Source organism: Pelagibacterium montanilacus (genome assembly GCF_003992665.1).
GTDB classification, from domain to species: domain Bacteria; phylum Pseudomonadota; class Alphaproteobacteria; order Rhizobiales; family Devosiaceae; genus Pelagibacterium; species Pelagibacterium montanilacus.
This window is the reverse complement of the sequence record NZ_RZMX01000016.1, coordinates 17810-39739: the sequence shown is the minus strand read 5'-3', so window position 1 is coordinate 39739 and position 21930 is coordinate 17810. Positions and strand designations below refer to the sequence as shown.

The following is a 21930-nucleotide window of genomic DNA, read 5'->3' as shown; positions in this document are numbered from 1 at the left end:
CCCTTCGAGATGTCAGATGGAAACCGATAGATCGAACAGGCCCTCGGGCAGGAGCGTGAGCGCCCAGAACTCCACCATCCGGTCCAGCCCGAACCAGATCGCGAGCCCCACCACCACGAGGGCGAACCCCATGAGCGGCTTGGCGATGCGCGCCACCGCCATCAGCCGTTCGCGCCGGCGCGCGATCAGCTCGCGCCCGCCATAAGCGAGCGCCAGAACGATGGTGCCCGCCCCCAGCGAAAACACCGCCATGATCGAAAAGGCATAGATGAGATTCTCGCCCTGGCTGGCCAGCGCGATGGCGCCGCCGAGCGTGGGCCCGATGCAGGGCGACCACACCACCCCCAAAAGCAGCCCCGCCAGCCCCTGGCGCCAGAGGCTGTCGGGCGAGGCCTTTTCGATCGCCGAGAGGGCCCGGTCACCCCCGCCCGCAAGGCTCCCGCTCATGCGCGCGAAGGCCGCATTGGCCTGCGGCACCAGCAGCACCACGCCGAACCCGATCATCACGATCGCGGCGATCCGCGCGATGTCCTCGGGGAAAAGTCCCAGCGACTGGGCAAGTCCGTATCCGGCGATCCCCGCGAGGGTGAACCCTGCCGAAAGCCCGCCGGCGAGCGCCAGGGGCCCGAGCAGGTTGCGTGTGGCCGAACCGGCAAGAATGATGGGCAGCAGCAGCAGTACGCAGGGGTTGAGCAGCGTGAGCAGGCCCGCCAGATACGCAAATCCGAAATCGACCAAATCCAATTCCCCCTGCCCCGCACGGGCTCAGGCGAAATCGGCTCGGGCGTGAAACTGTGCTGATGTGCACACATACGCCCCGCCGCAGGATTTGGAGGCTCAATCCGCTTTCACTTTGCGGTGAGCCAGGGGGCGCTTCAACCAGAGATGATCGCGTCCACCTCGGCCCGGCCGGGGGGATTGCACCCCACATGGGCGCAGTTAAGCCCTGCGGTCACCGTCCCAAAGCGCAAAATCTCGGTCAGCGCCAGCCCGTCCAGGGTGCCGGGCACGCCCGGACGCAACGCGTCCCGGTCGGCCAGCGCCGTCAGCACCCCCGCCATCAGACTGTCCCCGGCCCCCACGGTATCGCCCATCACGTCGGGGGAATGGACCGGGGCGGAGGCCTCCCCGCGCGTGGTGAATGCCCGCGCGCCCTTTTCGCCCATGGTCACCACCACCAGTTCGGCATTGGGCCGGGCCAGCAGCCCGCTCGCATGCGCATCGAGCGTCCTGCCCGGCTCGAGCAGCTCGAGATCCTCGTCCGAGACTTTGATCACATGCGCGAGGTCGAGGAACCGCTCGAGCCGCGCCTTGTAAGCGGGGAAATCCGAGATCAGCCGCGGGCGCACATTGGGGTCGATCGAGATCAGGCACCCGCGCGCCGCCACATCCCCGACGATCTCGAGCCAGATTTCGGCATCCTCGGGCTCGATGGGCAGGAAGCCCCCGATCTGGAACGCCGAGATGGTGTCGGGCAGCGCCGCGCGCAGGCGGTCGACCGAGATATCACGCTCGGCCGTGCCCTGCCGGTAAAAGGCGTAGCTGGGCAGCCCCTTGTCGTTGCGCGTCACCACCGCCAGGGTGGTGTTGCACGCCGAGCGCCCGGCAATGAGCTGGTCCACCCCGGCCGCGTCGAGAGGCGCGGCCAGCATCTCCCCGAAGCTGTCCTTCGAGATCGGGCACAGAAATCCGGTCCGGTTGCCCAGCTTGCCCAGCGCCAGAGCGCAATTGTAGGGCGACCCGCCCGCATGGGCGGTCATCTCCAGCCCCCTGGGCCCGGCCTGGGGCGCGGCAACGAGATCGATGAGGCTTTCCCCGGCGACGACGAACATGGCTTCCCCCTCGATTGGCCGATTGCGAACGCGTGAGGCGCTTTTAGCGCGTTTGGCCCGCAAGGGCCATGTGCGGCTTTGCGTGCTGCCGGATTTTCAGATAGCTCTGTGCGTGGGGGCTTTGTCAGACGATGGATATCAACAGATGAACGTGGAGATCAGGATCGATCCCTACCCGGGCCAGCACGACATTAACGATTTGTGGCGCGACACCTGGGAGATAGACGGCATCGCTGATTTCAATGCGGTGCTGACCCGCAGCCTCGTGCATGTGGGGGCCTTTATCGACGGCACGCGGCTGGTGGGCTTTGCCAACATGGCCTGGGACGGGGGCTTTCACGCCTTCCTCGTGGACGTGTGCGTCCATCCCGACCACCGCGACGAAGGGGTCGGCCAGAAGCTCGTGCAGACCATCATCGACATCGCCCGCAACCGCGGCGCCAAGTGGATCCACGTGGATTTCGAGCCCCATCTCAAGCCCTTCTACCTCAGCTGCGGCTTTGAGAGCACCGAAGCGGGCGTGCTCAAGATCAGGTCCTGACCATGGCCGAAGGAAACGAGGACCGCATCGTCGAACTCGAGATTCGCAACGCCCAGGCCGAAAACGCGATCGAGGACATGAGCGGCGCGGTCACCGACCAGTGGAGCCGCATCGAAACCCTCGAGCGCCGGATCGAGCAGCTCACCGACCGCGTCGCCCGGCTCGAGGCGGTGATCCGCGAGACCGGCGTCGAACCGCCCCCGCCCCATTACTGAGTGCAGCCGCCCCGATCAGCCGCACCAGCCCTCGCGGCGTCCGCCCCAGGGGCGCGCCAGCCCCTCATCGACCAGTATCATGCCCAGCGACTGCCCGTCGCGTTCGAGCACCCTGAGCTTGCGCCCGTACCTGTCGGTGTCCCGGCTGCCCTCGCGCACCATCTCGAACGGTCCGGAACTGACCAGCGATATCATCCGCTCGGTCGCCGCATCGCCCAGCGCCTTTTCGCTTTCGCACTGATAGTCCCGCACCTCAGGCGTATCGATATCGGCGATCCGTACCGATACCCCGTCGATCCGGATCGTGTCTCCGTCGATCACGCAGCTTCCCCCCCGGGATGTGCACGGGCCGAACCGGATATGTACGGTCTCGCTCAGCGCCGGAGCCCGCGAGGGGGCTAGGCCCAGCCCGGTTCGGTCCAGCGCCCCCTGACCGATCGCGCCATACCCGATAAGCGCCACCAGCACGAAGCCGAGCACGATCTCGGCCAGCCGCGGGCGCGGTCGCCGTGCCCTTCGGCCGGTTCTGCGCCCGCCCGCGATCACGATGCTGAAGATGGCGCGGCCGGCGCTGGCGAGTCTGCTCATGGGGCGGATCCTTTGTCCTCCCCCTCGCCTAACCCGGCGCTGCTTACCAATTGGTAAGAACACGATGAGGGGAGACCCCGAGGTGGCCTCGCCCCCGCTCTGGTCAGGGCCTCGCTCCGTGTTATAAGCGCAGAAGGCCAGCCTTCAGCGGCAGGCACCCAGAGCGTTTCCAGGAAAAGCGGGAACACTTTCCCGCTGGGCAACGCGACAAAACAATGACTTGGGGCTCCTGTTCTGATTCAATCAGAACAGCAGACGTTCCAGAGCGATCAGGCAAGACTGACCCGCAATGACCGACCGGCCCGGCGCCTACGCCTTTCTCGAAAGGCCCGAACATCTCCAGCGCGGATCGCTGGCGAGCCATGTGGCCGATCGGCTTCGGCAGGCCATCGTCTCGCTTCAGCTCCGGCCCGGCGCCATGCTTGACAAGGCCGAGATCTGTGCCCGGCTCGGGGTGTCGCGTTCTCCCGTTGCCGAAGCGGTGGCGCGCCTGCAGTCCGAAGGGCTGGTGGATGTCCTTCCCCAACGCGGCTCGGTGGTCTCCCTTGTCTCGCTCACCGCGGTGCGCGAATACATCGTCATCCGCACCGGGCTGGAATGCGAAACCGTTCGGCTCCTGGCCGCCGGGCGCCCCGAGGGGCTGATCGCTGCGCTCGACGAAAGCCTTGCGCGCCAGAGCGCCGCAGAGCATGAGGGCGATGCCGAGGCCTTCCACGCCGCGGACCTGCACTTCCACGAGATCCTCGTTGCCGCCACCGGATTCCGACGCATGAAGGCCGTGGTCGACACTGCGCGCAACAATCTCGACCGGGCCCGGCACCTTTCGGACCGGGTACGCATGCTGACCCTGGTCGTCGAGGAACACAGGGCCATCCGCGATGCGCTCGAGCGCGGCGATGGCGACGCCGCCGTCGCGGCCATGCGCACCCACCTCACCGGCATGGTCAATTCGGTCTTTGAGTTCGCGCGCACCAACCCCACGCTCTTCAGCGACGGCGAACTGGCGATCGACAGCCCGGGCGTCTCCCCGCCCGACTGATCGCCCTGTTGCCTGTTTGCGGACAGAGCGTTCCGCCGCCCGGGCTTAATCGCGCGCGGGCGAGGGCCTAGATTGGCCGTCGAAGGGACACCCATCCCAACGGAGTATTCCAATGGCCACCGACCTTGCCCCCATCGCCACCCGGGCCCTCGTTCCCGACACTACCCGGCTCGGGCCCGTCCACATCGCGGTCACCGACCCCGGGCGCGCGCTCTCGATCTGGCGCGATGTCGTGGGCCTCACCGTCATCGCGAGTGCCCCCGACCGTCTGGTGCTGGGGGTGGACCAGACCCCGCTCATCGTCCTGCATCCCGGCGCGCGCGGACCGGTGCCCCGGGGCACCACCGGGCTCTATCACGTTGCGCTGCACGTCCCGACCCGCCGTGATTTCGCCCGGGCACTCAACCGCGCCATCGCCGCCCGCGTGCGGGTTTCGCCCACCGACCACCTGGTTTCCGAAGCGCTCTATCTGTGGGACACCGACGGCAATGGCATCGAAATCACCTTCGAGACTCCCTGGCGCGGCCGGTTCGTTGAAGACGACGACCTGCGGGCCGAAACCCCGGAGGGCAAACACCACTCTGGCCGCGAGCCCATCGACGTGCCCGGGCTTCTCGCCGAACTGGACGGCGACCCCACCCCGCTCGCGCCCATGGCTCCCGGCACACGGATCGGACATGTCCACGTCCATGTAGGCGATCTCGAGCGCGCCATGGTGTTTTACCGCGACACGCTCGGCTTTGCCGGACAGCTTCTCAGCCGCCGATACGGCATGGGAGACGTGACGCTCTCTTATGCGCCCCACATCCTCGCCTTCAACGTCTGGTCCGGCCCCGACGCGCCACCGCCACCCCCGGGCTCCGCGGGCCTGCGCTGGTTCGAGATCGTCATGCCCGATGCCGCGTCACGCGACGCACTGCACACGCGGCTCGAAACCGCCGGCACCCCGGTCGAGCTTGCCGACGGGGTGCTGTACACTCAGGACCCCTGGGCCAACGCGATCAGGATAAGCGCCGCAGGCGAACCGGGGAGAGGCTAAGGCCGCTTGGCGATCAGGTCGATTTCCACCAGCGCCCCGACGGCCAGCCCCGTCACCCCGATCGTGGTGCGCGCCGGCAGGCGCATGGAGGCGAAATAGGACTGATAGGTGGCATTCATCTCGGCATAGTCGCGGTCGAACTCGCGCAGATAGATCCGCGCCATTGTGATGTTCTCAAGCCCCAGCCCCACCCCTTCGAGCACGATTATCAGATTGTCCATGACCCGGCGCGTCTGCGCCACGATGCCATCGGGAAGCGGCGCGTCGGGCGCATCGGGATCGGTGGGCATCTGGCCGGTGATAAACACCCAGCCTTCGGCCTCCACCGCATGGGAGAACGGTGCGACCGGGCGCGGGCCGCGCTCGATCATGTAATGGACGGGCAGGCTCATGAACGGAACTCCTCTTGTCGGAACGCGATTGTTCATCCGATGCTGGCAGCAACGCGGTCGACGCATCGGGCCCGCCAGACTCACCACCGTATGAAAGGAAACCGTCCATGACCAGCGAACTTGTCGTCACCCACGAGGCCGCCGACGGACGCGGCCGGTTCATCGCCGATCTGGGCGAAGGGCACGAGGCCGAGCTCACCTATGGCATCCGGGAAGCCGACGGCGCATGGATCGTCGATCACACTGGCGTACCGCGCGCCTTCGAAGGCAAGGGCATCGCCCTGCGTCTTGTGACCCATGTGGTGGAAAAAGCGCGCGAGGCAGACAAATCGATCGTCCCGGTCTGCCCATATGTGGTCATGCAGTTCCGCCGCCACCCCGACTGGGCCGACGTGCTGACCAGCTAAAGCGTTTCCAGGAAAATGCCTGTCCCACATCCCGATCTGAGATGGAAACTGCTCGAGGGCGCAGCTCAAGCGGAAACGCGCGCCGTATCATCGTCTTCTGTCGCGACGATCACCGCCCTGTCCCGGCCTTCATGCTTGGCGCGATAAAGCGCCTGGTCGGCAAGGTCGGTGGCCCGCTGCAGAGACTCCCCGGGGGAAACCACGCACGCGCCGATACTCGCGGTCAGCCCCGGCGACGCCGCGCCATCCTGGGGCACGGGCACGGTCCGCGTCATCTCGAGCAGTTCCCCCGCGATCCGGTTCAGCACAGCCGCATCGCACCCGCGGATCACCACCACGAATTCGTCCCCGCCCCAACGCCCGCACAAATCCGAGCGCCTTATCGCCTGCGAGAGCCTCTCGGCCAGCGCGATGAGCACCGCGTCCCCGGTCGCATGGCCCAGGGAATCGTTGATGGCCTTGAACCCGTCCACGTCGATCAGGATCAGCCCGATGGTGGTCTTGCGCTGACGCGCCCAGTCCGAGAAATCGGCAAAGCCCTGCGCGACACCGCGCCGGTTGAAGATGCCCGTCAGCGAATCGCGGTTGACCAGATCCTCGAGATCTTCGGTGCGTTCCTTCACCTGCCGTTCGAGATCGCGCTGGGACGCGGTGACCGCCGAGACCATGGCCACCAGAGTGCGTGAGAGCCGCCCGATTTCGTCATTGCCGCGGTCGAGCCTGATCTGGCCACGCTTGCCTTGCCGCAATCCGTCGATCCCAGCCTCGATCGTCTCGAGCCGGTCGAGCACCGCGGTTTTAAACAGCACCGTCATGCCCAGCGCCGCCGCCAGCAGCACGATGAGCGCCAGCCCGCCCACCGGCTGGAACAGGGATTGGCCAACGATGACGTCCGGGTCCATGAGCGTGACGTTGTACCAGTCTATGCCCCCCAGATAGCCCACGCCCACAAGCATGGGACTGCCCGCCAGAGACACCATCGCAGTGGGGACACTGCCCTCCCCACCCTCACGCGCACCCTCCATGAGCCGCGTCAGCGCGGTCCTGTCTGCCTCGGTGTCGAGCATGGCAAAGATCGTCTGCTGATCCGCTATGTCTTTGGTCAGCGAATGGAAATCGACCAGTGAGGCATCGGGATGCGCCTGGACGGCGCCCGTGGCGTCCACGAACATCGATTCGATTCCCGGTTGGTCAATATCGACGACCTCGCGAATGAAGGCGGACAGGTTGATGCCCGTGCCCACGATTCCCAGCACCCGCCCCTCGCGGTTGATGACGCAGTTGATCCAGACATTGGTCAGCCGCAGCACGTCGTCATGATCGACATTGAGGTAGCAGCCCTCGCCGCGTGCCCGCGTCGTGAAATACCAGCCGTCGCGCGGATTGTCCGAGCGCACCGTGTAGCGATAGGGATCGTCCGAGTAGCTTTGCTGGGCGTCGTTGAAATAGTAATTGCCCGAAGCGTCGAGCACGATGAAAGCGCTCCGGTCGGTAAAGGCGGCCCGGTAGTGCTCGAAGGCGGCCAGGCCCCGCGCTTGGACATCGGGATCGAACTCGTTGTCGGCCCAGTCCATGATCGCCGGGTCGCGCGCCAGCGTGCCCGCCAGGGTCAGTTCCTTATCGAGCGCAGCCATGCCCCTGTAGCGATCGTACTGTGCCTGCTTGGACGCCAGGGCGCTGCCCAGCGTCAGAGTCGTCTCGCTCGAGATCCGCTCGAAGATAAAATAGGCGGGGACCAGCAGAACGGCGAAAACGCCCACGACCATGAGCAGGACGCGGGTGCGCAGCGTGGCCAGGAGCGGAGGACGCTCGGGTGACGGAGCCATGGCTGGATCGCTGAATTGGTCAAGCGGCGACACCACCACGGTCGTCGCCTGACCCAGATTAGGAAAGCAGTGGTTTAAACCGCGTTAACCCCTGTGCGGGGCTGGTTTCTCAGCCGATTCGCCCCAGGAATTCCCGTGCGCCCGCCAGTTCTTCCTGCCGCGCTTCGTGCCCGCCCTCGTGCCAGACGCTCTCGACCGCCGCGCCCTGACGGGCGAAATAGTCGATAAGATTTTGTGTACTGGCCTCGGTGGTCAGCGGGTCGTTGCGCCCGGCGGTGACAAGGATATCGGTGCCCGCAAGCCCGGGCACATCCTCTGGATCCCAAGGAATCAGCGGATGCATCAGCACAGCCGCATTAAACAGACCCGGATGGGCCAGCAGCACCGAAGCCAGGATGTTGGCACCGTTCGAATAGCCCAGCCCGATCACCTTGCCGGTCGCTCCCAGTCCCTTGACGAAGGCGGCCATGGTTTCGGTGCGCTTGGCGAGGTCTTCCATATCGTAGACCCCTTCCGCGGCCCGGCGGAAAAAGCGCAGCGCCCCGTTCTCGGAGACGTCGCCGCGCGGCGAGACGATCCGCGCCTGGGGCAACAGCTGACGGCCCAGATCGAAGAACTGGTTCTCGTCGCCCCCGGTGCCGTGCAGCACCACGAGCGTGGTGGCATCCTCGGCTTTGGCCTTGTGCTCGCGGAAGGCGTAAAGCGGCTTGGTCATGGGTCAGTCCTCCTTGATCTCGGGCAGATAGTCAACGAGCCGGTCGCGAAGATGCTCGTGCTGGGTGGGCAACTTTAGCGCGGTGCCCAGTTCCGCTTCGTCCTCGTCGCGGGCAAAGCCCGGCTCGTCGGTCGCGACCTCGAACAGCACCCCGCCCGGGGTGCGGAAGTAGATCGCATAGAAATAGTCCCTGTCGATGGACGGTGTCACATGATGCCCCGCCTCGGCCAGCGCGTCGCGCACCTTGGCCTGCTCGGCCCGATTGGCCACCGAAAAGGCCACGTGATGAACCGATCCCGCGCCCTGTTCCGCCCTCGGCATGTTGGGCAACACCTGAATATCGACGACATCGGCACCGTTGCCGTTCGCGACCCCGTACCGGGTGATCCCGTTGGCGCTCTGGCGATGGGTGTAACCCATGAACTTGAGCACGTCCTCGGTCGCAGCGCCGTCGCGCAGGCGCAGGGTCACGGAGTGAAAGCCCCGGATCGCCGCGTCCTCGGGCACGCCCGCGCCCAGCCAGGGCGCACGCGTATCACCCGATGTTTCCACCAGCGCCAGCCGGTCGCCCTCGGGCCCCGCGAACCGCAGCCGCTTTTCCCCGAAACGCTCTTCGGCCATCACCGCGTCCGCGCCATGATCGGGCAGGCGACCGGCCCAGTACCCAAGGCTGCCCTCGGGCACCGAGAACGCGGTTTCCCCGACTTCACCGGTTCCCGGACGGCCCTTCACGATATGGGGGAAGGGAAAATGGGTCATCACCGACCCCGGCGTGCCCTGCGCGTCACCATAATAAAGGTGGTAGACCGAGGGCTCGTCGAAATTGACCGTGATCTTGACCCGGCGCAATCCGAGCGCCTTGGAAAAGAACCGGTTGTTGAGATTGGGGTCCCGCGCCATGGCGGTAACGTGATGGAGCCCCCTGATCGAATCGAGCATGGCAAATCTCCTGGATGGATGAACCTGTCTTGCCCGTGATATAGGGAGCGCACCCCGCCCGACCATCCGCACTTTGCTACCCTTATCGTTCGACAATCAAGAACGATGGGTCCACGCCCTCGGGCTCGCGCAGGCGCCCGCCCCCCGGTATGGTCGGCGTCAACACTCCCCGGCAGAGCGCCGGCGCCCCACCAAAAGGAGAGCCCGCACTTGGCACGCTTTCATTCCTACGAGCCTGCAGACGGCCACCGCCTGCCCCATGATCCCTTGAAGGCTATCGTCGCGCCCCGCCCCATCGGCTGGATCTCCACCCTCGATGGCGAGGGCCGCACCAACCTCGCGCCCTATAGTTTCTTTGCCATGGTCAGCGGCAACCCGCCGATCCTCATGATCTCGAGCGAGGGCCACAAGCACACCATTGCCAACATCGAGGCGACCGGCGCTTTCGTCTATAACCTCGCCACCCGCGCCCAGGCCGAGGCGATGAATCTCTCCTCGGGCACGTTCCCGCAAGGCGTCGACGAGTTCGAGAGGGCAGGGCTCGAAAAGCTGCCCTCCGCGAGCGTCGCGCCGCCCCGGGTCGCCGGCTCGCCCGCCCATCTGGAATGCCGGGTGATCGAAACGCGCCCTATCCGCGACATGGGCGGCCAGCCCACCGGGGCGATCATGGCGCTTGGCCAGGTGGTCCATGTTCACATCGACGAGAGCGTTCTGGTCGACGGGCTCTTTGACATCGTGCGCGCCGGAACCATCGCACGGTGCGGATACCGGGGCGATTACGTCACCGCGACGTCGGTTTTCGAGATGATCCGCCCCACGATCGAGACCTGAACCGGACCCGTTCCGCTCAATTGCGCCGCATTTCTGCCCCAGAAGCGACCGATTGGGCTCCCATAAGCCAGGTTTGTCGATTACCTCCGAAAACAGCAAACGCCCATGCCCCTGACCCGTCGCCATGTGCTCGGCGCGCTCGGCTCCTCGCTCGCTGCCGCCATGCTCCCCATCCCCGCCCATGCGGTTTCTCTGATGGATCCGCTCAATATCGGCACGGCCATGGATGGCGGTGCAGTCAGGCTGGGCCACGCCATTCCCTATGCGGGCGGCCCGCGCGGCATGCTCGACGTCTATGGGCCCGAAAATCCCAAGGGCAACGCCCCCGTCCTGCAGTTCGTTTACGGCGGAGGCTGGAACCGGGGCGAGCGCTTCGAGTACGAATTCGTCGGCCGCGCCTTTGCCGCAAGGGGCTTTGTGACCGTCATCGCCGACTATCGGCTCGTGCCGGAAGTCACCTTCCCCGCCTTTCTCTACGATTGCGCAGTGGCCACAAAATGGATCGAGGACAACATCTCGGGCTATGGCGGGGACGCCAACAAGCTCTTCCTCGCCGGCCATTCGGCCGGAGCCTACAATGCGGTGATGCTCGGGCTGGACCCCGCTTTCCTGCGCGATGCCGGGGCGACGATCCCGGTGCGCGGCGTGGCTGGCCTCGCCGGGCCCTATGATTTCTACCCCTTCGACTTCAACGAGGTGCGCGAAGCCTTCGGGTACGCGCCCAACCCCGAAGGCACCCAGCCCATTCGGGTAGTCAACGAGAACGCCCCGCCGATGTTTCTGGCCTCGGGCCTGTCGGACCTTATCGTGAAGGCCCACAACACCCGCACCCTCGCCGCCAGGCTGCGCGAGTACAACGTGCCGGTCGACGAGCGCTACTACGAGGGCATCGGCCACATGGAAATCGTGACCTCGCTGGGCGCCATGCTGCGCTGGCGCGCGCCCGTGCTCGACGATATGGTCGCCTTTTTTGCCAGCCTGGGCGCACTCGACGCCTGATCGGGCCGGAGCGATGAAACCATAAGCGGGTCTGGCGCGTATCCGTCGTCATGACCGATCACACGTCCGGCCGCATGGCCCGCCTCTTTCGCCCCCTGCGCGCCGCCGGCGTGGCCGCCCTCACTCTCGTCATGGGCGGGTGCAGCGCAGTGGGCATGTTCAATGCCGTTGTGCCTAAGGATGGCAATACAGAGGTCGTCCGCGACATCGCCTATGGCGAGGCGCAGCGCCAGACGCTCGACATCTATCGCCCCGCGGCCACAGGCCAGGCACCCCTGCCCGTGGTGTTCTTTGCCTATGGCGGGGGATGGTCGGACGGCAGCAAGGCCGAATACGCCTTCGTCGGACACGCGCTCGCCGCGCGCGGCTTTCTCACCGTGATCGCCGATTACGGGCTCGTGCCCGACTATCGCTACCCCGCCTTTCTGGACGACACCCGCCTCGCGCTCGAATGGGTGGGCCGCAACGTTGCCGATCACGGCGGCGACCCCGGTCGAGTGCTGCTGGCGGGCCATTCCGCCGGGGCCTATAACGTCGCAATGATCGCGCTGGCCGACCAGTTCGCGCCTGAACCGGACGCAGGGGTCAGGCTCATCGGAGTGGCGGGACTATCGGGTCCCTACGATTTTTATCCCTTCGACGTCGACGCCTCGCGCGACGCCTTCGGGCACGCGCCCGAACCGCTCGAGACCCAACCGATCTCTCACGTCAGCGAAAACGCGCCGCCATTCCTGCTCATCCATGGTGGGGGCGACAAAACCGTGATGCCTCGTAACAGCATCAGGCTCGCCGAGCTTCTCACCGAGGCCGGGGTGCATGCGGAGCTGGAAATCTACGATTCAGTGGACCATGCCGGTCCGCTCGTCGCCATCTCGCGGCCCCTGCGCTGGCAGAACCCGACTCTTGAGCGCATGGTCGATTTTTTCAACGCCCGGCTGTTCGCGCAGCTCTGAACCTCACTCGCGCGCGAGAAATCCTTCGAGCCGATCGAGGCCGCGCGCGATCTTTTCGGGCCGGGCGGCAAAGCACCAGCGCAGCCAGCCCTTGCCCTCGGGCCCGAACGCCCGGCCCGGGGCCAGACCCAGCCCCGCCGTACCGAGCAGCGTCTTGGCCAGCGCCATATCGTCGTCATGGCCCGCAACGCGGAAAAAACTGTACATCGCCCCATCGGCGTCCGGCGCCTCGATCCGCCCCAGCCGCGCGAACCCCTCCATCAAAAGCGCCCGGGAGCGGCCGAACGCCTCGACGATTCCGGTCACCGCCGCTTCGCCCTCCGGGTCGGTCAGCGCCGCCAGCGCTGCCTTCTGGACAAAGACGGGCACGCAGGACGTGTTATACTCGATGATCTTTTCCAGCGCTGGCGCCAGCGCGGCGGGCAACGTCAGCCAGCCCACCCGCCAGCCGGTCATCAGCCATGCTTTGGAGAAAGAATTGACGAGAATCAGCCGGTCCTCGGGCTCGGCGTGGTCGGACATTCCAGGCGCCACCCGCGCGCCGGTATAGACCAGTCGCTCATAGACCTCGTCCGACAGCACCCATATCCCGAGCCTCCGGCAATGGGTGAGCAGCGCCTTCTGGCTTTGTGCATCGAGCGTGAACCCTGTGGGATTGTTGGGCGCGTTGAACACCAGCAGGGTGACGCTCTCGTCCAGCGTCTCGATCAGCCGATCGACATCGAGGCTCCAGCTCCCCTCCCGAACCACGAGCGGGAACCGGATCACTTCGGCGCCCAGGATCTTTGGGATTTCCGCGATGTTGGGCCAGATCGGGGTGACGACCACCGCCCTGTCGCCCGGGCTCAGAACGAGCTGTGCCGCCAGCATCAGCGCAGAGACCCCCGACCCGGTCACCCCGATACGCGCAGGTTCGATTGTTCCCCCGCGCAGTCCGTTGCCATAGGCCGCGATCGCCTCGCGCAGCGCCGGAATGCCCAGATTCTGCGAATAGAACGTCTCGCACGCCTCGAGCGAGCGCGTCGCCGCATCGACGATGAACCGGGGCGTGGGGATATCGCTTTCCCCGAACCAGAACGCATCGATATCGGTGCGCCCCATCCCTCCATTGGCGATCTCCCGGATCGCCGAAGCGGAAAGGGCACTGATCGCAGCGCGTTCGCGCGGTGCAAATGAGGTCATGGCTCGACGTCCTGAAAACTCTCTACTGGCTGGAAGCTAGAGCTCCTGCTCTGATTGATTCAGAACAGGAGCTCTAAGACTTTGATTTGTCGCGTTTCCGAACCGGGCAAGTGTCTCCACTTGTCCTGGAAACGCTCTGTACGCCCTGGCCCGCCCTCTTGTCCCTGCGGCCAGACGCTCCAGACGCGTCGCCGTACTCCCCACCGCTGTGCCCAAACGGGTCGCGGATGAACCTGCGCGCATGGCAGGCCGGCTTGGTGGGGCAAGGATGAGGCAGCGGTGTGTGCCGCGGGCCTCGCGCAAGGGCGAGACCCGCAGGACGGGATCATTCGGCCTCGTTGGCCGGGGATGCGTTGAGCAGCCCGTATTTTTCCTCGCCGAGCTTGGAGAGCAGCTCCAGCTCGGTCTCGAGAAAGTCGATATGGCCTTCCTCGTCCATCAAAAGCTCTTCAAAGAGCTTCATCGTGACGTAGTCGCCCAATTCGTTGCAGATCTCGCGTGATGTCTTGTAGCTGGCCCGGGCATCGTGCTCGCCGGCAAGGTCCGCTTCGAGCACCTCGCGCACGGTCTGGCCGATCCGCAAGGGCGCGACACGCTGCAGATTGGGATGGCCTTCAAGGAAGATGATTCTCTCGATCAGCTTGTCGGCGTGGTGCATTTCCTCGATCGACTCTGCACGCTCCTTGGCCGCGAGCCGCCGGTAACCCCAGTCTTCGAGCAACCGGAAATGGACCCAGTACTGGTTGACGGCCCCAAGTTCGAGAAAGAGGGCTTCGTTAAGCCGCTCGATGATCTTTTCTTCGCCTTTCACCTTCACCTCCAATGCGCGTGGACTTGCGCAGCGCCTGAACTCGAAGCCGAACGTCGATCAGACTGGCTCCGTTCCCGGCGAGCTTGAGGTGGTAATTCTCGGTGACCTTTTGGATAATGTCCACAAGGTTCGGCACGCAACCGCAGCATTGTCCCCGCTTGCCGAGCTCGCGATAGATGCGCGCGGGCACCACGAGCTGCCAGGGGTCCTCCTCGAGAACATCGAGAACCACGTTCTCGATCTCGCGGGTTGTGATCATGTTGCACTGGCAAACCAGCATGGCACTACGCTGCTCGAAAGACGTCAGGGTCGAACTCGCGCCATACATACGCAGCCAAACCTGATTGTCAATGTCACCTTAGCGAGTCGGGCCACTCTTCCGATCACGATTTTGCGTCTCGGGCCCATCCAAAAGCTCCGAAAACAGAGCCGGGGTCAGGACGATCAGCCGCGCCTGTCCCCGGCGTCGTGATCGTCCTCGAACCCGTCATCCGGATCGATTTCATCGCCCTCACCGTGGTCGGCAGGCTCATCGTCCTCGATCCCGTCCTCGGATGCCGCCCCGTCCGGTTCGGCCTGGGCGGTCTCGTCCCCGTCCCATTTGATAAAGAAGATATAGACCGCGTATCCGGCCATGCCGCCAAAGACCATGGCCCAGCCGTAATTTCCGGCCGAGAGGTCCCAAAGCGCGATGCCCACGCAGATCGCCACGACGATAGCACGCACCCAGAGCGGGCGGAACCAGGGGTGGTCGGCGTCCTTGTGCATGGCTTTCGGGCTCTCCGGGAGGTTCGGGTTGCCCGCTTGTCGCATGCGGGCCCGGGCCGCTCAAGCCCCCTGCACCGCGAACCAGGCGCTAATTGCCGTGATCGCGTTCCACCTCGAGCGCGATCGCCCGGCGCGCGGTGTGATCGAGCACGCACGACGCGCCCGCGATCTGGCGCATGGTGCCCTCACCCCAAAGGGCATACTGGAAGGCACAATCGGCATCGCGGAACGCGATCCAGGCGCGCTGGGCGTCCCGCAGGCTGTCGGCCGGCGCATCCGCCAGCCCGTCCCGCAAAGCGCCATAGGCAGTGTTGAGCCGGTCGTCCCACACCGCGCTCTCGGCCATCAGGCACGCGGCGATCCCCATCGTCGTCGCCCCGCCCGGCGCCTCCTGGCAGGCATCGGCCGCTACCCCGACGCAGGCGGAAAGCGCGTCGGCATCGCCCGCCTCGTCCGCGCAGGCCTCGAGCAACCCGGCATCGAACGCCTCGATATGCCCGTCCTGCGCAGCGAGCGGGGAGGCCGACGCCAGCGCGAGAAGGGCCACCAGCCCCAGGCCGGCGCGGGTCAATGGGGCGTCACGCGGCTGACCAGCCAGCGTGCCTCGGAGAAATATTCCCGGTGCACGAGCACCGCGATGGTCAGGACCGTGGCGGCCACCGATGCCCAGCTGGACACGAACCAGGCGACCATGGGCACGGCGAAATAATACGCCCTGATCCCGGAATTGAAGCTCTTTGCCGCCATGCCGTTGATCCTCGCGATGGTCCTGATCTCTTCGGGTGGGGTCTGGACGGTATGATCCGACGCCCCGATCAGGATGCAGAAATGGTTGAACTGACGCAGCGAGAGCGTGAAGCTCAGGAACGCCGAAATGAACAGCACCAGCATGGCGATGTTGTGAACCTGCAGATCGCTCTGGGAATAGGGTGACCCGAACGCAACGGTCGCCAGTGCCGGCGCGACCAGCGGCAATTGCCCGATCACGGTAAAGAGCGCCAGGATCAGCAGCGCCGTGGTCGAGGCAAAGAACGACACCGCCCCCATGATGTTGCCCGCCAGGATCGCGTCGAACGGGTTCTCCCGCCGGCTCGCCTGGGTCACCCAGTTGAACCGCTGCTCATTCATCAGCGCTGAAAGTGAGGGCCGACGCTTGTCGAGCCATTTCGACATTGCGCCATAGAGATAAAGCGCAGCCAGCGGCAGGACGGAAGCAAAGAGCGCAAAAAGGTTCATGGCGGGGGTATCGGTCCGGTAGAGCGGGATCGTCCGCTCACCATAGCGCGCCACGGCACGGATGGAAATCGTCCGCTCACCCGGCGGCACCCGCCGCGCGCTCGCCCGCCAGCGCCCGCTCGGCGACCACCCAGCCGAAGGCCGCCACCAGCGCCCCGACCACCGCCATGCCGATGACGACGCCCCCGCCCCCTTCGCCATGGCCCGAGGCCAGAAGCAGGGGCCGCAACTGGCTGACCGGGGGCAGAACGGAGAGCCAGGCCGGCATGGGGTCGATAAACGCAAAGCCCGCCGGCAGGCCCAGGGGCACCATCAGCGCCGTCGCCGCCAGCCCGTATTCACCCAGCGAGGACAACCGCACCGCCAGCGCGGTGCCCAGCGCAAGGAACGCGATTGCTCCCAGAAGCGTGGCGCCCATCAGCAGCGGCCAGTCGGTCGGCTGGGGCCGCACCGCTCCGATGATCGTCACCGACAAGAGGATGACCAGCATCAGGCTGATGAGCTTTGCCCCGAGATAGAGCCGGATCGGCACCCCCGGATCGGGCAGCACGGGCACCGGCCCGTCCCCCCGCTCGAGCAGGATCACCCAGCCGGCGAGAAACGGCCCCAGCACCGCCAGCTCGCTATAGGCAAGCAGCGCGAAGGCCCAGTCGGGCACCTGCGCGCCCGCCATCACCAGCACCATGAGATAAATCCCGAGCACAATGGCTCCGACGGCATGCACGCCCTGGCGCCACTGCGTAGCGATGTCGGCAAGCACCAGCCTTGCCAGCCTCATGATGTGTGCCCTCCGGCTCGTCCCGGACACATGTCCGATTGCCGCCGATTATGCCAGATCGGGCCTGCCGATGCACGAGGGCGCGCCGGTAGGACGGGCTCAGATCGGACGCGGATGGGCCCTGTGGATCGCCTCGATCCCCGCCATGACCTCGTCGGACAGGACGATCTCGCCCGCCCCGATATCGGCGGCGAGCTGGTCCATCGACGTCGCCCCGATGATCAGCGAGCTCATGAAGGGCCGCGTCAGACACCAGGCCAGCGCCATCTGGCAGGGATCGAGCCCGTGCTCGCGCGCCAGCGCCACATAGGCCGCGATCACCGGCTCGGAATGCTCCGAGAGCCGCCACATGTCCCCGATCGCCCCACGCGTGCCGGCCGGGCGCTGGCCGCCCATATACTTCCCGCTCAGCGCCCCCGCCGCCAGCGGCGAATAGGCCATGAGCGCGACGTCCTCGAAAAAGCACACTTCGGCCAGATCGAGGTCGAACTGGCGCCGGATGAGATTGTATTCGTTCTGGATCGAGGCCACGCGCGGCAGCCCGTGGGCTTCGGCAAGGCGCAGGAATTCCATCGTGCCCCAGCTCGTCTCGTTGGACAGCCCGATCGCCCGGATCTTGCCGGCCTCATGGGCCCGTCCCAGCGCCTCGAGAATCTCGAGCATTTCCCCCCGCGCGCGCTCCTTGTCCTGGGCGTAGGGGTTGAATATCCAGGAGCGGTCGAAATTGTAGTGCACGCGATTGGGCCAGTGGATCTGATAGAGGTCCAGATGGTCTGTCTGAAGGCGCTTCAGACTCGCCTCGAGCGCCTCGGTCACGTCCGCCCCCTTGAGCCGGCGGCCCTCGCGGATCCACTTGCGGCCCGGCCCCGCGACCTTGGACGCGAGCACCCAGTCCTCGCGCCGTCCGTTGGCGGCAAACCAGTTCCCGATCATCTCCTCGGTCGCCCCATAGGTCTCTGCCCTGGGCGGCACGGCGTAAAGTTCTGCGGTGTCGATGAAGTTGATGCCCTTGTCGAGGGCGAAATTCATCTGCTGGTGGGCCTCGTCCTGGGTGTTCTGCTCACCCCAGGTCATCGTTCCCAGGCAGATCTGGCTGACCGAAATGCCGGTTCTGCCCAACGGCATCATCTTCATTGAAATGTCCTTTGGTGAGAATATAGTGAAGCGCAATGCGGACCGGGAAGGGTGATAGCCCGGCAGCAGCGCGCTTGCAAACCCCAGGCTGGCCGGGGAAGCGGTTGTCGCGTTCAAAAAAATGTCGCACAGGCGCGAGGAAAGGGGTTTGCAAACCCGCTTTGCACCCCTATATAGGCGACATCGAACGGCTCGGAAGAGCCCGCCGGAATGGTGACGCGGGGTGGAGCAGCCCGGTAGCTCGTCAGGCTCATAACCTGAAGGTCGCAGGTTCAAATCCTGCCCCCGCAACCAATTTCCCTTTTCCCGGAAAAATCCTGTTGCGCCGCGATTGCATGGCTCTCGTGGCGATTTCGTGCGTCCTGTAGCCTGCCGCCCCGCGCCCTTGCAACCCGAACGAGAAAAGGGGGAAGCGGTGTCCCCGCTCCCCCATGCTGCACAGCGACGTTGAGGCCCGAGCGCTTACGTCTGCCGCGAGCGGATGAAGCCGAACACCGCCGTCGCGATCGCCAGCGCCAGGATCGTCATGGTGATCGGGCGGCTGAGAACGAAGCCCAGATCGCCATTGTTGACCACCAGCGCCCGGTTGAGGTTCGATTCGATGATCGGCCCCATCACGAACGCCAGCACGATCGGGATCACCGGGATCCGCACCTTCTCGAGCCAGAACGCCGCAGCGCCCAGCACCAGCACCATGATGATGTGGGCCGAATAATTCTGGTACGAATAGGTGCCGATCAGAAGGATCGCCAGAACGAAGGGCGCCAGCACATAGCGCGGCACGAGGGCCACCAGCGAGAACACCCGCACCCCCAGCACGCCCACGACCAGAAGCATCAGGGCCGAAACGATCAGGCCGATGAACACCGACATCACCAGCGGCCCGCCCTGGGAGAACAGAAGCGGTCCCGGCGCCACGCCCTTGCTGATCAGGAGCCCCAGAAGGATGGCGATGGCGCCCGATCCGGGAATGCCCAACGCGAGCGAAGGAATGAGCGAGCCGGCCACCAGCGCGTTGTTGGAGGTCTCGGGCGCCGACACGCCCTCGTCGAGCCCGGTCCCGAACTTCTCGGGGTGCTTGGACCAGCGCTTTTCCTCATTGTAGGCAAGCAGCGAGGAGACGGTCGCACCAGGTCCGGGAATGGCGCCCACCCCCGTCCCGATCACCGTGCCGCGCAGCATGGTGGGCAGAAGCCGGCGCATGTCCCGCCAGCCCACCTTGTTGTCCTCGGCATTGTCGAGCGCCGCGTTTTTCAGATCGGGCTCGGTTTCCTTGGAGGCGATCATCAGCCGGAACGCCTCGGGCATCGCCATCAGCCCGATGATCACCACGATCAGCGGCACGCCTTCCATCAGGGCAGCCTGGTCGAAGGTGAAGCGCAGGCCCGAAAAGCCCGAACTGCCGATCGTTGCGATAAAGAGCCCGATCCCGGTGGCAATGAACCCGCGCACCGGGCTGGTGCCAAAGAAGCTGCCGATGATCGAAAGCCCGAATATGCCCACCGCGAACATCTCGCTGGGCCCGAACTGCAGCCCCACCCAGGCGAGCGATGAGGCCGCGAAAAGGAAAATGAAGCTCGAGCACAGCGAGCCGAAGACCCCCGAATAGAGCGAGATCTTGAGCGCCCTGCCCGCCTTGCCGGCCCGGGCCATGGGATAGCCGTCCAGCACCGTGATCGCCGCCGCCGTGGTTCCGGGCGTCCGGATCAGGATGGCGGGGATCGACCCGCCATATTCGGCCGCGGCATAGATGGCGATAAAGAAGAGCACCCCGGTTTCCGGGCTCATCCCGAAGGTGAAGGGGAACATCAGCGCCAGCGCCTGGGCGCCGCCGAACCCGGGAAGCGCGCCGAGCGCGATCCCCACGACAACGCCCGCGAGGATGATCACGAGGTTGAACGGGTCAAAGACCGTGAACAGGGCCGGGCCGAAGTTTTCAAGTAACAATGTCATGACGACTCCGCTCGGTCAGAACGATATGAAGCGCGGCAGGAATGCCATTGGCAGCGAGACGTTGAGCGCAATCACGAACACCGCCCAAAGCACCAGCGTGGCCAGCGCCGCGCTCGCGATCGAGAGCACCGGTTTGCCGATCCGCCGGACGAGGAGCGCTGCGATCATCACGAACACCGCCGGCTCGAAGCCGACCATTCCCAGAGCCAGGATGAACCAGGTGATCGCCGCGATGGTGACGAGATAGTCGACCAGTTCGAACTCGACCTCGCCGTCCGGATCGCCGGCCGGGAGCCGGGGCTTGAGCATCACCGTCACGAACTGGATGGCCAGAAAGATGCTCAGATAGATCAGGATCAGGCGCGGCAGGAACGCGGCCCCCGGATAGCCCCGCATCGGTGACGCCGCCAGGCTGAACGTCTCGATGAAGAAAAACACCACCGCGGCAATCAATGCCGATGCGGTGGCAAGGTCGGCCCATTTTCGGCTGAACCGGATCATGACAAGGGTACCCCTTCGCGCGCCTTTTCGGAAAAGCCGCGCGGTCCGGGAGAACGAACCGCGCGGTGACGATACGGAAGTGAGGACGCCTTCCCGAAGAACCATGACCGGCAATCGCCGCTCTGCGATCCGTGGACCACAGGGCCGGCTCCAGCCAGGAAAGGCGCGTCATCCTTAAGCTGCGAGCGTCCCGGCTCCTCACCGGGACGCCTCAAGGGCTTAAAGGATGCCGTTGTCTTCCATAAAGCTGCGATAGTCGTCGAGTTCGGCCTGGAAGGACTCTGCCAGAACCTCGCCATCGCTCTCGAAATTGGCCTCCACGTGGGGACTGTTTTCCAGATACTCGGCGTATTCTGGGCTCTCGACCACCTGCTCGAGCGCGATGCGCAGGACGTCCTTGACCTCGTCGGGCGTACCCGACTTCACGAAGATGCCCTGCCACTGGTGCGAGATGTCGTATTCATAGCCCAGTTCCGCGGCCGTCGGCACGTCGGGCATGGCCTCGACCCGCTCTTCGTTGAGCACGACCAGCGGACGCATGTTACCCGCTTCCACATGCGGCTGGAGCTGGCCGATCGAGCCCAGGCCCATCGGCACGTGCTGGCCGAGGACGTCGCGGACCGCGTCGCCCGAACCCTCATAGGGAATGTGGTTCACATCCACGCCTGCGGCGCCATAGACCGAAAGGATATGCTTGTGGTGGATCGAGCCGATCTTGTTGCCGGCGATCGCCAGCGTCTCGGGGTTCTCACGGGCGTATTCGACCGTATCCTCGAAGGTCTCGAACTCGGAATCCACATGGGTGCCGAGCGCATAGATGAACTTCTCGACCCGTGCGAGGAATTCGAAGTCAGAGATTTCGGGTGTGAAGGTGGGCAGGTTCATGTACCCGCTCCAGCTCGCATTGGCGTGCAGCAGGGTGTAGCCGTCCGAATCGCGCTGGGCGACATGGACCGCAGCTTCATTGCCCGAACCCGCGCCGCGATAGCTGACATTGACCGGAACGCCCAGCACGTGATCCTGGGACAGGACCTGCGACATCATCTGGCACCACTGGGCAGCGGTGGACCCCGCCGAGGTCGAGCAGACCAGCTCGATGGGCTCGCTGGGATAACTGTCCTGGGCGGTAGCGGCCGAGAGTGCGAACGTGGATGTCAGCGCGACCGAGACAAGGCCCATTCCAAGTTTCATCATGAGATCATTTCCTCCCTTTGGTGGACGGCCAAAAGATCGGCCCGCCGCCCATAGGCC

The 21930-nt window shown here is 65.4% G+C and carries 26 protein-coding genes and 1 tRNA gene; 9 read left to right on the top strand and 18 right to left on the bottom strand.

The annotated features are described in order from the left end of the window. Window positions 1-12 precede the first annotated feature (12 nt). Together EO136_RS07560 and EO136_RS07555 are read right to left on the bottom strand one after the other, a co-directional pair. A complete protein-coding gene (locus EO136_RS07560) occupies window positions 13-738 on the bottom strand; it encodes a cytochrome c biogenesis CcdA family protein (protein WP_164730484.1) in 726 nt (241 codons plus the stop codon). 137 nt (window positions 739-875) lie between these two features. Continuing rightward, complete coding sequence (locus tag EO136_RS07555) at window positions 876-1832, bottom strand: carbohydrate kinase family protein (RefSeq protein ID WP_127143851.1); 957 nt, start codon at window positions 1830-1832, stop codon at window positions 876-878. A gap of 145 nt (window positions 1833-1977) precedes the next feature. On the opposite strand from EO136_RS07555, the gene EO136_RS07550 reads away from it, so the two are divergent. Beyond that, on the top strand, window positions 1978-2373 hold the full coding sequence (locus tag EO136_RS07550) for a GNAT family N-acetyltransferase (protein WP_127143850.1): 396 nt from the start codon (window positions 1978-1980) through the stop codon (window positions 2371-2373). Between the two features lie 2 nt (window positions 2374-2375). Beyond that, a complete protein-coding gene (locus EO136_RS07545) occupies window positions 2376-2588 on the top strand; it encodes a SlyX family protein (RefSeq protein WP_127143849.1) in 213 nt (70 codons plus the stop codon). 15 nt (window positions 2589-2603) lie between these two features. Here EO136_RS07545 and EO136_RS07540 read toward each other — a convergent pair whose 3' ends face one another. Then, window positions 2604-3176, bottom strand: coding sequence for a thermonuclease family protein (locus tag EO136_RS07540; RefSeq protein ID WP_127143848.1), 573 nt, complete (start codon window positions 3174-3176; stop codon window positions 2604-2606). A 289-nt stretch (window positions 3177-3465) separates the two neighbouring features. Between EO136_RS07540 and EO136_RS07535 the strand changes: the two genes are divergently transcribed. Both EO136_RS07535 and EO136_RS07530 read left to right on the top strand, forming a co-directional pair. After that, a complete protein-coding gene (locus EO136_RS07535) occupies window positions 3466-4215 on the top strand; it encodes a GntR family transcriptional regulator (RefSeq protein WP_127143847.1) in 750 nt (249 codons plus the stop codon). Window positions 4216-4327: 112 nt separating this feature from the next. Next, complete coding sequence (locus EO136_RS07530) at window positions 4328-5254, top strand: VOC family protein (protein WP_127143846.1); 927 nt, start codon at window positions 4328-4330, stop codon at window positions 5252-5254. Here EO136_RS07530 and EO136_RS07525 read toward each other — a convergent pair. Further along, entirely contained in the window at window positions 5251-5625 is a 375-nt protein-coding gene (locus EO136_RS07525; RefSeq protein WP_127143865.1) for a RidA family protein, read from the bottom strand. The genes EO136_RS07530 and EO136_RS07525 overlap by 4 nt on opposite strands. Before the next feature lie 128 nt (window positions 5626-5753). Between EO136_RS07525 and EO136_RS07520 the strand changes: the two genes are divergently transcribed. Beyond that, a complete protein-coding gene (locus EO136_RS07520; RefSeq protein WP_127143845.1) occupies window positions 5754-6053 on the top strand; it encodes a GNAT family N-acetyltransferase in 300 nt (99 codons plus the stop codon). Window positions 6054-6118: 65 nt separating this feature from the next. Here EO136_RS07520 and EO136_RS07515 read toward each other — a convergent pair whose 3' ends face one another. The 3 genes from EO136_RS07515 to EO136_RS07505 all read right to left on the bottom strand — a co-directional run bounded on the left by EO136_RS07515 (window position 6119) and on the right by EO136_RS07505 (window position 9533). After that, on the bottom strand, window positions 6119-7879 hold the full coding sequence (locus EO136_RS07515) for a sensor domain-containing diguanylate cyclase (protein ID WP_127143844.1): 1761 nt from the start codon (window positions 7877-7879) through the stop codon (window positions 6119-6121). Between the two features lie 109 nt (window positions 7880-7988). Beyond that, window positions 7989-8594 (bottom strand): alpha/beta hydrolase, encoded by a 606-nt coding sequence (locus EO136_RS07510; RefSeq protein WP_127143843.1) that lies wholly within the window; start codon window positions 8592-8594, stop codon window positions 7989-7991. A 3-nt stretch (window positions 8595-8597) separates the two neighbouring features. Continuing rightward, complete coding sequence (locus EO136_RS07505; protein ID WP_127143842.1) at window positions 8598-9533, bottom strand: ring-cleaving dioxygenase; 936 nt, start codon at window positions 9531-9533, stop codon at window positions 8598-8600. 210 nt (window positions 9534-9743) lie between these two features. On the opposite strand from EO136_RS07505, the gene EO136_RS07500 reads away from it, so the two are divergent. The 3 genes from EO136_RS07500 (at window position 9744) to EO136_RS07490 (ending at window position 12316) form a co-directional block, all read left to right on the top strand. Next, the gene (locus EO136_RS07500; protein WP_246018291.1) at window positions 9744-10364 is read left to right on the top strand and encodes a flavin reductase family protein; all 621 of its coding nucleotides are present in this window, start codon (window positions 9744-9746) and stop codon (window positions 10362-10364) included. Between the two features lie 105 nt (window positions 10365-10469). Further along, complete coding sequence (locus EO136_RS07495) at window positions 10470-11363, top strand: alpha/beta hydrolase (protein ID WP_246018290.1); 894 nt, start codon at window positions 10470-10472, stop codon at window positions 11361-11363. Between the two features lie 50 nt (window positions 11364-11413). Continuing rightward, window positions 11414-12316 carry an alpha/beta hydrolase gene (locus tag EO136_RS07490; protein WP_206513287.1) on the top strand — a complete coding sequence of 301 codons (903 nt, stop codon included), beginning with the start codon at window positions 11414-11416 and terminating at the stop codon, window positions 12314-12316. A 3-nt stretch (window positions 12317-12319) separates the two neighbouring features. Here EO136_RS07490 and EO136_RS07485 read toward each other — a convergent pair whose 3' ends face one another. The 8 genes from EO136_RS07485 to EO136_RS07450 all read right to left on the bottom strand — a co-directional run bounded on the left by EO136_RS07485 (window position 12320) and on the right by EO136_RS07450 (window position 18225). Beyond that, entirely contained in the window at window positions 12320-13498 is a 1179-nt protein-coding gene (locus tag EO136_RS07485) for a pyridoxal phosphate-dependent aminotransferase (protein ID WP_127143840.1), read from the bottom strand. 325 nt (window positions 13499-13823) lie between these two features. Continuing rightward, window positions 13824-14309 carry a bacterioferritin gene (gene bfr / locus EO136_RS07480; protein WP_127143839.1) on the bottom strand — a complete coding sequence of 162 codons (486 nt, stop codon included), beginning with the start codon at window positions 14307-14309 and terminating at the stop codon, window positions 13824-13826. Then, window positions 14275-14568, bottom strand: coding sequence for a (2Fe-2S)-binding protein (locus EO136_RS07475; protein WP_246018289.1), 294 nt, complete (start codon window positions 14566-14568; stop codon window positions 14275-14277). The genes bfr and EO136_RS07475 overlap by 35 nt, the downstream gene beginning before the upstream one ends. A 185-nt stretch (window positions 14569-14753) precedes the next feature. Further along, window positions 14754-15077 (bottom strand): hypothetical protein, encoded by a 324-nt coding sequence (locus EO136_RS07470; protein ID WP_127143838.1) that lies wholly within the window; start codon window positions 15075-15077, stop codon window positions 14754-14756. Window positions 15078-15165: 88 nt separating this feature from the next. Further along, window positions 15166-15648: a lysozyme inhibitor LprI family protein gene (locus tag EO136_RS18705; RefSeq protein ID WP_206513286.1), complete on the bottom strand. Its 483-nt coding sequence runs from the start codon at window positions 15646-15648 to the stop codon at window positions 15166-15168. After that, window positions 15645-16403 carry a DUF599 domain-containing protein gene (locus EO136_RS07460; RefSeq protein WP_246018288.1) on the bottom strand — a complete coding sequence of 253 codons (759 nt, stop codon included), beginning with the start codon at window positions 16401-16403 and terminating at the stop codon, window positions 15645-15647. The genes EO136_RS18705 and EO136_RS07460 overlap by 4 nt, the downstream gene beginning before the upstream one ends. After that, the gene (locus tag EO136_RS07455; RefSeq protein WP_127143837.1) at window positions 16390-17091 is read right to left on the bottom strand and encodes a hypothetical protein; all 702 of its coding nucleotides are present in this window, start codon (window positions 17089-17091) and stop codon (window positions 16390-16392) included. Before EO136_RS07455 ends, EO136_RS07460 begins: the two co-directional genes overlap by 14 nt. Window positions 17092-17190: 99 nt before the next feature. Then, the gene (locus EO136_RS07450) at window positions 17191-18225 is read right to left on the bottom strand and encodes an aldo/keto reductase (protein ID WP_127143836.1); all 1035 of its coding nucleotides are present in this window, start codon (window positions 18223-18225) and stop codon (window positions 17191-17193) included. Window positions 18226-18442: 217 nt separating this feature from the next. Between EO136_RS07450 and EO136_RS07445 the strand changes: the two genes are divergently transcribed. Beyond that, a tRNA-Met gene (locus EO136_RS07445) sits at window positions 18443-18519 on the top strand. A gap of 168 nt (window positions 18520-18687) precedes the next feature. Here EO136_RS07445 and EO136_RS07440 read toward each other — a convergent pair. From EO136_RS07440 to EO136_RS07430, 3 genes are all read right to left on the bottom strand, one after another. Beyond that, window positions 18688-20178, bottom strand: a complete 1491-nt coding sequence (locus EO136_RS07440; protein ID WP_127143835.1) for a tripartite tricarboxylate transporter permease — start codon at window positions 20176-20178, stop codon at window positions 18688-18690. A 15-nt stretch (window positions 20179-20193) separates the two neighbouring features. After that, window positions 20194-20679, bottom strand: coding sequence for a tripartite tricarboxylate transporter TctB family protein (locus tag EO136_RS07435; RefSeq protein ID WP_164730483.1), 486 nt, complete (start codon window positions 20677-20679; stop codon window positions 20194-20196). A 219-nt stretch (window positions 20680-20898) separates the two neighbouring features. After that, a complete protein-coding gene (locus tag EO136_RS07430) occupies window positions 20899-21873 on the bottom strand; it encodes a Bug family tripartite tricarboxylate transporter substrate binding protein (RefSeq protein WP_127143833.1) in 975 nt (324 codons plus the stop codon). Window positions 21874-21930 lie beyond the last annotated feature (57 nt).